Origin of the sequence: Pseudomonas sp. OST1909, from assembly GCF_015277575.1 — a bacterium.
Lineage (GTDB): Bacteria > Pseudomonadota > Gammaproteobacteria > Pseudomonadales > Pseudomonadaceae > Aquipseudomonas > Aquipseudomonas synxantha_A.
On record NZ_CP063780.1, the window covers coordinates 1,845,095 to 1,856,479 of the forward strand.

Genomic DNA, 11,385 nt, shown 5'->3' on the forward strand with positions numbered 1-11,385 from the left:
TATTGCGCGCAATTCGCTGCAAGGAAGATCAAATAATATGGCGAAGTCCCGTGGGGTTGCGCCCTTATTCAGGGCGTTGGGTGAATACAAGAGTATTTTGATCAGCATTGGCTGCTTCACGGCATTGATTAACCTGTTGATGCTGGTGCCATCGATTTACATGCTGCAAGTGTATGACCGCGTGTTGTCCTCCCAGAATGAAACCACCCTGGTGATGTTGACGCTGATGGTCGTGGGCTTCTTTGCGTTTATCGGCTTGCTGGAAGTCGTGCGCAGTTTTGTCGTGATCCGTATCGGTAGCCAGTTAGAACGGCGTTTCAACTTGCGCGTCTACAAGGCCGCGTTCGAACGCAACCTGCAGCGCGGCCAGGGGCATGCCGGGCAATCCCTGGGCGACCTGACCGCAATCCGTCAATTCATCACCGGGCCCGCGCTGTTCGCGTTTTTCGATGCGCCGTGGTTCCCGATCTACCTGTTCGTGATTTTCCTCTTCAATGTGTGGCTCGGCGTGCTGGCCACGGCCGGCGCGGTGCTGTTGATTGCCCTGGCCTGCCTGAATGAATACCTGACTAAAAAACCCTTGGGCGAGGCGAGTACCTTCAACCAGCAGTCGACCCAGTTGGCCACCAGCCACTTGCACAACGCCGAGACGATCCAGGCCATGGGCATGCTCGGTGCGCTGCGCAAACGCTGGTTTGGGGTGCATTCGCAATTCCTCGGTTTCCAGAACAAGGCCAGCGACACCGGTTCGGTGATCAGCTCCCTGAGCAAATCCCTGCGCCTGTGCCTGCAATCCTTGGTGTTGGGCCTTGGCGCCTTCCTGGTAATCAAGGGCCAAATGACGGCCGGGATGATGATCGCAGGCTCTATTCTGATGGGGCGCGTGCTCAGCCCCATCGACCAGTTGATTGCAGTGTGGAAGCAATGGAGCTCGGCCAAACTGGCCTACCAGCGTCTGGATGAACTGCTGCGCGAGTTCCCGCCGGAAGTCGAGCAAATGGCCTTGCCGGCACCCAAGGGCCAGGTCAGTTTCGAGCAGGTCAGCGCCGGCCCGCCGGGACGCCGCATGGCGACATTGCATCAAGTCAGCTTCAACCTGGCGGCCGGTGAAGTGCTCGGCGTGCTGGGTGCGTCGGGCTCCGGCAAGTCCACCCTGGCCCGCGTGCTGGTGGGCGTGTGGCCGACCCTGGCCGGCACCGTGCGCCTGGATGGCGCGGATATTCACCGTTGGGACCGCGACGACCTCGGCCCGCATATCGGCTACTTGCCCCAGGATATCGAGCTGTTCAGCGGCAGCATTGCCGACAACATCGCGCGCTTTCGCGAGGCCGACCCCGAGTTAGTGGTCAAGGCCGCACAACAGGCCGGCGTGCATGAATTGATCCTGCGCCTGCCCCAAGGCTACGACACCGTACTGGGCGACAACGGCGGCGGCCTGTCCGGTGGCCAGAAGCAACGCGTGGCGCTTGCCCGTGCACTGTACGGCGGGCCGCGCCTGATCGTGCTGGATGAACCCAACTCCAACCTCGACACCGTCGGCGAAGCCGCGTTGGCCAGCGCCATCATGCAGATGAAAGCCCAGGGCAGCAGCGTGGTGCTGGTCACCCACCGATCCTCGGCGTTGGCCCAAGCCGACAAACTGTTGGTACTTGGCGAAGGCCACCTGCAATCGTTCGGGCCCAGTCAGGAAGTGCTGCGGGCGTTGTCCGGGCAGCAGGAAGCGCCGAAAGAAAAAACCGGTGTCAGTTTCAGTCGTCAGTATCCGGCCTCAAGGAATCCAGGCGCATGAGCAGCATTACTGTTGAACCTCGTTTTAAAGAGCGCGACGCCGGTTTCTTCGTAAAAATGGGCTGGCTGCTGACCATCGTCGGCGCCGGTGGTTTTTTCCTCTGGGCCAGCCTCGCACCGTTGGATCAAGGCATTCCGGTTCAAGGCACCGTGGTGGTGTCCGGCAAGCGCAAGGCTGTGCAAACCTTCAGCCCTGGCGTAGTCAGCCGGATCCTGGTGAAGGAGGGCGAGTTGGTCAAACAGGGCCAGCCGCTGTTCCGTCTCGACCAGACCCAGAACCAGGCTGATGTGCAATCCCTGCAAGCTCAGTACCGCATGGCCTGGGCCAGCGTGGCGCGTTGGCAGAGCGAGCGTGACAGCCTGCCCGGCATCACCTTTCCCGCCGAACTGAGCGCCAATCCCGATCCCGCCCTAGCGCTGGTGCTGGAAGGTCAGCGCCAACTGTTCAGCAGCCGCCGCGACGCCTTCGCCCGTGAGCAAGCCGGTATTCGTGCGAGCATCGAGGGCGCCACGTCACAGTTGGGCGGCATGCGCCGTGCCCGCAGTGACCTGACCGCCCAGGCGCAATCCCTGCGCGATCAGCTCGGCAACCTGCAACCGTTGGCTGACAACGGCTATATCCCGCGTAACCGCTTGATGGAATACCAGCGTCAGTTGTCCCAGGTGCAACAGGACCTGGCGCAGAACGCCGGGGAAAGCGGGCGTATCGAGCAGGGCATTCTCGAGTCGCGGCTCAAATTGCAGCAGCACAGCGAGGAGTACCAAAAGGAGGTGCGCAGCCAATTGGCCGATGCGCAACTGCGCAGTCTGACTCTGGAGCAGCAACTGACCTCCGCCGGCTTCAACCTGCAACACAGCGAAATCAACGCGCCGGCCGATGGCATCGCGGTCAACCTCAGCGTGCACACCGAAGGCGCCGTGGTACGCGCCGGTGAGACCCTGTTGGAGATCGTGCCCCAGGGCACACGCCTGGAGGTGGAAGGGCATCTGCCGGTGCATCTGGTGGACAAGGTCGGCACGCACTTGCCGGTCGACATCCTGTTCACCGCCTTCAACCAGAGCCGCACACCACGGGTGCCGGGAGAAGTCAGCCTGATCTCCGCCGACCAGATGCTCGATGAAAAAACCGGGGCGCCGTATTACGTGCTGCGCACCAGTGTCAGCGAGGCGGCGTTGGAAAAACTCCATGGCTTGGTGATCAAGCCGGGCATGCCTGCCGAGATGTTCGTGCGCACCGGTGAGCGGTCCTTGCTCAATTACCTGTTCAAGCCGCTGCTGGATCGTGCCGGCTCCGCGTTGACTGAGGAATGAGCATGAAGTCAGTGTTCATTTCGCTATGGCTGGTGTGCGGCAGTGCCCAGGCCGCCATGGGCCCGTTCGATGTGTACGAGCAGGCCCTGCGCAACGACCCGGTGTTCCTCGGCGCCATCAAGGAGCGCGACGCCGGCCTGGAAAACCGCACCATCGGCCGCGCCGGGCTGCTGCCCAGGCTGTCCTACAACTACAACAAGGGTCGCAACAATTCCGAGGCGCACCTGCCCGACGGGCGCGGTGGCAGCTATCGCGACGACCGCAACTACAACAGCTACGGCTCCACCTTCAGCCTGCAACAGCCGCTGTTCGACTACGAAGCCTATGCCAACTACCGCAAGGGCGTGGCCCAGGCGCTGTTCGCCGATGAAAGCTTTCGCGACAAGAGCCAGGCGTTGCTGGTGCGGGTGCTGAGCTACTACACCCAGGCGCTGTTTGCCCAGGACCAGATCGATATTGCCCGCGCCAAGAAGAAGGCCTTCGAGCAGCAGTTCCAGCAGAACGAGCACCTGTTCAAGGCAGGCGAAGGCACGCGCACTGACATCCTGGAAGCCGAATCGCGTTATGAACTGGCCACCGCCGAAGAGATCCAGGCCCTGGATGAGCAAGACGCCTCGCTGAGAGAACTGGGCGCGTTGATTGGTGTGCAGAGCGTCAACATCAACGACCTGGCACCGCTGAACCAGAGTTTTGCCGCGTTCACCCTGAGCCCGGCCAACTACGACACTTGGCATGAACTGGCGCTCACCAACAACCCTGTGCTGGCTTCGCAGCGCCAATCTCTGGAAGTGGCGCGCTATGAAGTGGAACGCAACCGCGCTGGGCATTTGCCGAAAATCACCGCCTACGCCAGTTCGCGCAAGCAGGAATCCGACAGCGGCAACACCTACAACCAGCGCTACGACACCAACACGATCGGCGTCGAAGTCAGCATGCCGCTGTATGCCGGCGGCGGCATCTCGGCGTCCACTCGCCAGGCCAGCCGCGCCATGGAGCAGGCCGAGTACGAGCTGGAAGGCAAGACCCGCGAAACCCTGATCGAGCTGCGGCGCCAGTTCAGTGCCTGCCTGTCGGGCGTCAGCAAACTGCGCGCCTACCAGAAAGCCCTGGTTTCGGCCGAGGCACTGGTGGTGTCGACCAAGCAGAGCATCCTCGGCGGCGAACGGGTCAACCTCGATGCGCTGAATGCCGAACAGCAGCTCTACAGCACTCGCCGCGACCTGGCGCAGGCGCGGTATGACTACCTGATGGCCTGGACCAAATTGCACTACTACGCGGGCAACTTGCGCGACACCGACCTGGCCAAGGTCGACGAGGCCTTTGGTCAGGATAGAAAACGGTAGCAGCGAGCACGTTTTGCCAAGGCAGCTTGCTTATGACAACAAGCTGCTTTTCCACCAACTACAGTATGCCTGAGTAACCGACCACTCCGAGGTGCAACGCCTTCCGCATCATTCTTGAACGACTGTTAAAGTGCGCGTCGTCCAGGATCACCCACATTCACAGGGATCGGCTCAATGCGAACCTGCAAGTGCTCTTTCGATCGTATGATCTAGTTCAGGTGACGTACGAGCCACTCTGTGAAGCACTGAGCATTTTCCTCACTGCCACGATGCGTTAATAGCGCCCAGTTCTGGCCCCGAATAGTTTGAGACGTCATGGGTTGCAGCATGCCGTTATCACGCGCTGGCCGGCTCAGCAATTCGCTGACAAGTGCGATGCCGAGCCCGGAACAAGCTGCGTCTAGCAGAAGGCCGGGATCAGAGAAATTCAGACCATGATCCTGCTGGCCGACGTCAATACCTGCCCCAACCACCCAATTACTCCAATCCATCTCACGTTCGCCGTGTAGCGTCATGCGCTTTTCGGGAGGCATCATCATCACGCGTGGGTGACAGGCTGGATAAAGTCGATCGGCATACAGTACTTTGAAGCTGCACTCCGCCTGTGAACTGATATCGTTTCGCACCGCAATGTCGATCGTTTGAATGGTCATGTCCGGTATTTCGAAGGTGGTGAAAACCCACAGATCCACCTTCGGATGCTCGCGTTGAAAATCACCAAGGCGCGGCAGTAGCCAATGGCGAGCAAATGCTGGTGTGGTGTTGAGTATCAGTTGATTCGGCTTTTGATATTGCTTAAGACGGCCAAAGCCGATCGCCAGCTGCTGCAGTAGCTCCTGAGTAGTGCTGAGCAGGTCATACCCTGCATCGGTCAGGCTAACGCTGCGTCCAATACGGAAAAACAAAGGCTGTCCAAGGTATGCCTCGAGCGCACGGATCTGCTGACTAATCGCCGACGGTGTTAGATTCAGTTCAGCGGCCGCCCGGTGAAAACTGCTTAGCCGGGCTGCCGCTTCAAAGCCGCGTAGGGTATTTACTGGCGGCCAGTGCTTCAACATCGCTTAGCTCCTCTAATTAACTGTATGTAAAACTAAATATATGGTCCCCAGATTTTACAGTCCTAACATAAGCGCAACTACCAACTAAGCAGTTTTATTTAAATATATTGATATAGCTGAAAGTTATTTTGATGCGGCAAGATCAAAGTGTTAATTGCGGTTGGATGATGACTACTAATTGGGCCTTGAACTGGGCATGCGGCGATGTGGATGCTCTGGCCCCATAACAAGATCCTGTGGGAGTCCAGTTGGGAGGTGACGTTTCCGTGCGTGCAACGTGACTTCGCTCACGTAGCCATTGATTCGAACCTGTGAATATGATTGTCGCCCCATCGTCATTGACGAGCGCAGAAGCTTTCTGTGGGGCGAACATCAAGTTGATAGAACTGGCAATTAATAATAGCTGGTGCAGCGATTCCGGGCCGAGTTTCATTTGCCATTCGCAACAAGGCCTGACCGGTGTCAGTTAGCGTTCCAATGCTGAGGCAAGTCGGCTCTCGACCTTGACGAAAGCATGGCACGACGGGCGCTTAATTACCTTAGTCTAGACTGTTTCGGTACTGTATTGAGCAATGAAGGTGGTGCAATTCAAGTGGACGGTGGGGGCACATTCATCACCACCGAATCGGTGTTGCTCAATCCTAATCGCAGTTCGTGCATCACAAAGGCTGATATTGATGAAATCTTCAAGCGCTTGCTTGGTTTGAAAATGACTATCTGGCTTCCGGGCGATCCGCGCTATGTGACTGTCGACGGTTTGTGCACATTTGTTCGGCCCGCTGTGTTGTTGGTGGACGCAACCTACGATCAGCAATTGGTATAGGCCGAAGTAGTCCCGAAAACGGCCGTGCACTTGAGCTGGTTACCGACGCTCGCGGTAGGTCTCTCCGGCTGATCGAATTACATGATGCCAGCGATGCTATCGACACCAAGACCAAAGTGTTTTGCACGTCGTACTCTAACTTCTATATCGCCAGTAGCGCCATCATAATGCCGGCATATGGCATCAAGGCAGATCACTCTGCCGCCACCATTATGGGCCATGTTTTCCCACAGCGCGAAGTAGTGCCGGTGCGCATTAATCAGTTGGCTCATGGCGGTGGAAGCGTGCATTACATCACTCAACAGCAGCCAGCCTAGCCTATCTAAGGTCGACGCTATGGGAAGGTTGACCATTGCCACCGCACAAATGCCATGTACCTTGAAACGGCCCGTTAACCCTGATCGTGTCGAGCACTTAGTGCTTGAGGCGGCGGCCGAAGGGGCTCAGGTCATTTTGCTGCAGGAGCTGTTCGCAACACCGTACTTCATTCAGCGACACATACACTTAGCGCACGCCGAAGAGTATCAGTACAGCCGAATACTCCAGCAGCTTTGCTACGCTGGCTCGAGAATTAGGTGTGGTACTGCCGTTGAGCTGGTTTGAGAAAGCCGGTAATGCCTATTTCAACCTCCTTTGTTTGGCGATGCCAGCGGTCGCTTGCTGAAGGTATACCGCAAAGCTCATATCTTTAATACCATTGGGTATCGGGAGAAGGAATATTTCAGCGCTGGCGACACCGGTTTTCGCGTCTCTGATACGGCCTTTGGGCATGTTGACCTGGCAATCTGTTGGGACCAATGGTTTCCAGAAACTGCTCGTCGTCTGGCATTGATGGGCGCAGATATTTTATTGTTCCCCATAGCCATCAGCTCTGAACCTGGCTGTGCCGTGTTGGATTCGCGGGACCAACGGCAAATGACTATGCGCGGCCAATCACGCTCGCTTAAAAGCAACCTTAATTGCCGCACCAGCTTGACCAGCGAGCAAAGCTATCTCAGAGTTGATGACAACCTCGCTCCAAGACAATTTGGTTGCGACGCACACTATTAAATACAGCTCACAGTAGCGCCCCCCGAGTTCGGTTTTGACCCAATCAAGGGTGCCCTCTAAGGCAGCCATCGTGACTGGGATAGAGATATACCGGCTTCCGTCCGTCACTCGCATGCCGCCACGACGACATTCGAAGCGAACGGCCAGTCGTTCGTAGGTCTCAATGTCAATGCCATGCACGACGACGAAATAGCTTAAGCAATCATCTTGGCTCACTGTAGTGATCATATTTTTACAGCCTACCTCACAGACCAGCTAGTCATTGGTGTCATAGCAGATAAATTCCGCATTTGGTCCACTTCTGCCAGTGTCGACCGGCTGTATCGGGTCGTTTTCTTCCGTCTCGCGACGGGCAGAAGACGACCCAAATCAGCCGCTCGCAACCGGCAGCGATAACCCTTTAAACCATGGGGTCGGGCACGGCATGGAACGGAGTAGACGTTAATTTCTGTTTTCGACCACTAAAAACAAGCAAGTAACTGCTGCCTGAAATGCTGCGAAAAACTCACCTGATAGCTTGGTCCAGTTACGCCCCGTCCGAGAGAGACGATGTTCGTGTTTTCCGCTTCAATAGTCTGCTGAACTTCCCTTTTGATACGGCCATTCAGCCCATCTTCACTGGAAATAACGCCACTCAGACCCGGCTTTGAACTTGAAGTAAAATCTGGCGCCTGAACATTTAACACTGCTAAGTCATCCGGCAGGTCCTCCGCAATTCGCTCCGCAAAGCCTCGCAACGTCGGCTCCGCGATCATGAACAGCCAAGCTTGATCATCGGATTCCCCTGTTCTTCGAAGCACTCGCCCCAGCACTTGCCGATAGTGCAATTCGGTTCGGATACGGCTGAAGTAGCAGCACACTTGCAGGCGGGGAATGTCGGTGCCTTCACTGATCATCCCGACCGCGACAATCCAACGGCTAGAACTCTGTCTGAACGCATTGATCATCTGTTGAGCGTCCGGAGTTTTGTTTGTCACGATGCGGCAACCTTCTCCCCGGGCGTCCAGGGCCTGGGCAATTTGTTGAGCATGTTCGATGTCGGTGGCTACAACCAAGCCGGCGGCATTCGGTTTGAACTGGCGAAGCTGGCTTAACTTGCTGCAGCCCAGATCGAGCAGTTGAGCGATCACCTCGTCATGCCGAAGCAGTTCTTCGTAAGTGATCGGTGATTCCTCCAGGAGATTGGCAAAGCTTGGAAACAGCCTGACGGAACTATCGGCTCCCAGCTCCTCAGTGAGTTTCACTTTCTGATTGTCGAGCAAGACAATTCGAGGGGAACGGCAAACTCCGTCTTCAATGGCTTCTTTTAGGCCATAGCGGTAGTCGCAGATCAAATGCCCTTCGGGTGTGGAATATCTTGCCAGGGCAATGGCTCGATCATCAGATCGCCACGGGGTACCGGAGAGTGCCAGAGTGAAGGTCGCGCGATTCTGTATTCGTTGCATTATCTGCTGCCCCCAAGCGTTACTGAGCAGCGAATCATGGCCGGCACAATGGTGGATTTCATCGAAGACAACTAGCACACGGTAGTCATCAAGGAGCTGCCAGAATGCCTCATCTCGATATTCCATGGCCTGGTAGGTGAATGCTGCACCCACGGCACCTATCCGGCCGTCGAGGCGCTTGCCAAGCACAGCAGCAAAGGTTGACCGAAATCCCTCAACAACCTGGCAAGACGGAGCGAAGCACAAAACTAGTTCGATTCTGTTCTGCTCAAGCAGTTGACCAGCCAGCTCTGCCGCCATTCGTGTTTTGCCGGCACCAGGAGTTGCCTGACAGAAAAAATGTGGCATGACAGTAAAGTGCTCCAACGCCCTGTTGATGCATCTGTTTTGCCAGTCTCGTAGCGATCTAGTCATCGTATGGCGGCAAGCTTCTTGAGTGTCTTCTCGATAGCGCGGAGATGCCCCAACAAACGTGAACTGCGGTCTCGCGCGTCTAGGTACTCGCTTTCGACCTTGTCACGCAGATGCGGCATATCCTCCAGAAGCAACTTATACCGCTCCGCCTCACCCATCGAAGACAGGAAATCCAAACGAATCTCTTTATGGAGCGATTCCAAGCGCTGATCGGAGCCGGACGAAACGCTCAAAGGTAGGGCCGCATTATCAAGTACTAAAGGCTCCTGCTGGTGCTCAAATGCAGCATTGAGGCTGTTTTCGAACCCGTTATCGATCAGCTCCAACTGCAAATGGGCTGGTATGGGTTGCAAGTGGTAGACCTGCCCCCGCGCGAGACGCTCTTCATGGTGCACAAGCCAACCGATGCGCAACATTCGGCGAATCTGCTCATACACATAGCGGCGCACATCACCGATTCGAAAAGTCATGCCTTCAAGGCGTTGCGCATAGGCATCACGAAGTTCACGAGTCGTAAAACTCGCTCTCCCCTCGTCTAGAAGCAGCTCATACAGACGCCTATCGAAAATATATGAACCCGATTTCATTGAGGTACCAGGACAGTTAATAACGCAAAAAAATACGGATTATAGTCCGTGGCCTCTGGGTCCGCAAACGCATGATAGTGCCGCCTTAAGTGGAATTGAGGCAGGCATGGATAAATTGGCGAAAGCGTTGGGGGAACGCATCCGGGCACAGAGAACGGTCCGTAGGATCTCTCAAGATGCGTTAGCGCTAGCCTGCAATATTGACCGCAGCTACATGGGGCGGATCGAGCGAGGAGAAGTAAACATCACGATCGAGAAGCTGTATCGGATTGCAAGCGAACTCGCTTGTGATCCATCCCGCCTTCTACCCCAGCCGTCAGAGCTATAGCTCCGTATCTGATCAAAAGCGATACTTAAGAAGACCACGGACAATAAATAGCTGTCATTCAGGAAGGCAGGAAACGACCGACTCTGTTGAAAAGTCGGGCGTGGTTTTCACGGCAGAAAAGTACGCGCCTGAGATTGAAATATAGAATCGGCGCAGAGGTAACGACTCGCAAATACTCTTGGTGTTTCCAACACTGAGCATTGCTTCAAGCATTCCACTGGTGTCGATTGCCATAGGCATTCTGGCGTCATTGTGGTGCAAAAAACGCGTTACGCGTTGATCATCCTCTAGATGGTTCCAGAGGTGTGTATGACTGGTGCTCGCCAAATCTCGCCTGCCGTCACCGGCACAGAGCGGCCAGAAGCTGTCGTTCCTAGATGTTCGCTAGCGGCCAGGAGCGGACTGTCGTTTTTTCTGACGGCCGCAAAGGCTCGCATCACAGATTCGCCCACTGCGGGCAGGCGCCATCCCACTCAAGATTGCTGCGCCAATATCCTCACTCGATGACACTCAGACGGCCCAAGTGGTTGACTGCTTTGGATCGACCTTAGCCAGTCATGGATACGATGTGCACTGGTCAAGTCCGATGCCAACGCCTGGTCAAGTCGAATGCAAATAGGTGGTCAAGTCGATGCAATTACGCACAAAATCCAAGCGGTCAATCAAGTGACCGAAAAGGAGCTGCCTGTCGCTGATGTGGCGGCGCGTCTTGGCGTGTCGACGCATAGCCTCTATGCCTGGATAAAGCGCTACAGCAAACGATCGGCGCCTGGTGGCCTGTAATGAGGATGGCGACCTGGTGCACAGATGATCGACCGATGAGGTCATTGGGCGCGGCCTAGCCGTACTGCTGAACCAATACGGCGAGCTGAGCCGTCTTCTACTGTTGCTGTACCTGGACGAACCTCCAGTCGACGCTGATAGACAAAGAATTCACGAAATTATCGTGGCGGGCTTCTAGCTTAGGAGGATAAAGGCTTGGTGCGAGCAGAGCCTCTTCAGCACTGACACGCTCAGCCAGGTTATTTCGATGAGCACTCTCCATCGCCGATTTGCGCGAGGACAGCGCTTGACGTTGGGTGAGAGTGATCGATTGTTTCGACTTGCTCATGTAGCAGCCATGGCCGAAGCGGTGTTTGGGGACGAAGAAAAAGCACGGTTTTGGCTATGCAAACCGAAATTGAGTTTTGCGGGCACTCCTCCGGTTGCGCTGCTTTTGACCTACCTAGGCACTCTTT

The 11,385-nt window shown here is 56.1% G+C and carries 8 protein-coding genes and 3 pseudogenes; 7 read left to right on the top strand and 4 right to left on the bottom strand.

The features are described from left to right. Positions 1 to 37 precede the first annotated feature (37 nt). From IH404_RS08005 to IH404_RS08015, 3 genes are read left to right on the top strand one after another with little or no spacing between them, the layout of a single operon-like run. Entirely contained in the window at positions 38 to 1,789 is a 1,752-nt protein-coding gene (locus IH404_RS08005; protein WP_194440247.1) for a type I secretion system permease/ATPase, read from the top strand. Then, complete coding sequence (locus IH404_RS08010; protein WP_194440248.1) at positions 1,786 to 3,099, top strand: HlyD family type I secretion periplasmic adaptor subunit; 1,314 nt, start codon at positions 1,786 to 1,788, stop codon at positions 3,097 to 3,099. Before IH404_RS08005 ends, IH404_RS08010 begins: the two co-directional genes overlap by 4 nt. A 2-nt stretch (positions 3,100 to 3,101) precedes the next feature. Then, positions 3,102 to 4,442 (top strand): TolC family outer membrane protein, encoded by a 1,341-nt coding sequence (locus IH404_RS08015; RefSeq protein WP_194440249.1) that lies wholly within the window; start codon positions 3,102 to 3,104, stop codon positions 4,440 to 4,442. 209 nt (positions 4,443 to 4,651) lie between these two features. Here IH404_RS08015 and IH404_RS08020 read toward each other — a convergent pair whose 3' ends face one another. Beyond that, a complete protein-coding gene (locus tag IH404_RS08020) occupies positions 4,652 to 5,500 on the bottom strand; it encodes a LysR family transcriptional regulator (RefSeq protein ID WP_194440250.1) in 849 nt (282 codons plus the stop codon). A gap of 131 nt (positions 5,501 to 5,631) precedes the next feature. Here IH404_RS08020 and IH404_RS27960 point away from each other — a divergent pair. Continuing rightward, positions 5,632 to 6,640 (top strand): annotated as a pseudogene (locus IH404_RS27960) (agmatine deiminase family protein). Positions 6,641 to 6,659: 19 nt separating this feature from the next. Then, positions 6,660 to 7,373: pseudogene (locus tag IH404_RS08030) on the top strand (nitrilase-related carbon-nitrogen hydrolase). A 461-nt stretch (positions 7,374 to 7,834) separates the two neighbouring features. Here the strand turns inward: IH404_RS08030 and IH404_RS08035 are convergent. Then, positions 7,835 to 9,232, bottom strand: a complete 1,398-nt coding sequence (locus IH404_RS08035; RefSeq protein WP_194440251.1) for a DEAD/DEAH box helicase family protein — start codon at positions 9,230 to 9,232, stop codon at positions 7,835 to 7,837. Continuing rightward, positions 9,229 to 9,819 carry a hypothetical protein gene (locus tag IH404_RS08040; RefSeq protein ID WP_194440252.1) on the bottom strand — a complete coding sequence of 197 codons (591 nt, stop codon included), beginning with the start codon at positions 9,817 to 9,819 and terminating at the stop codon, positions 9,229 to 9,231. The genes IH404_RS08035 and IH404_RS08040 overlap by 4 nt, the downstream gene beginning before the upstream one ends. A gap of 106 nt (positions 9,820 to 9,925) precedes the next feature. Here IH404_RS08040 and IH404_RS08045 point away from each other — a divergent pair, with 106 nt between their 5' ends. Further along, positions 9,926 to 10,147: a helix-turn-helix transcriptional regulator gene (locus IH404_RS08045; RefSeq protein WP_177032620.1), complete on the top strand. Its 222-nt coding sequence runs from the start codon at positions 9,926 to 9,928 to the stop codon at positions 10,145 to 10,147. A gap of 609 nt (positions 10,148 to 10,756) precedes the next feature. Then, positions 10,757 to 10,906: pseudogene (locus IH404_RS08050) on the top strand (transposase); the annotation flags it as partial. Positions 10,907 to 11,027: 121 nt separating this feature from the next. Here the strand turns inward: IH404_RS08050 and IH404_RS08055 are convergent. Beyond that, the gene (locus tag IH404_RS08055; RefSeq protein WP_194440719.1) at positions 11,028 to 11,258 is read right to left on the bottom strand and encodes a hypothetical protein; all 231 of its coding nucleotides are present in this window, start codon (positions 11,256 to 11,258) and stop codon (positions 11,028 to 11,030) included. Positions 11,259 to 11,385 lie beyond the last annotated feature (127 nt).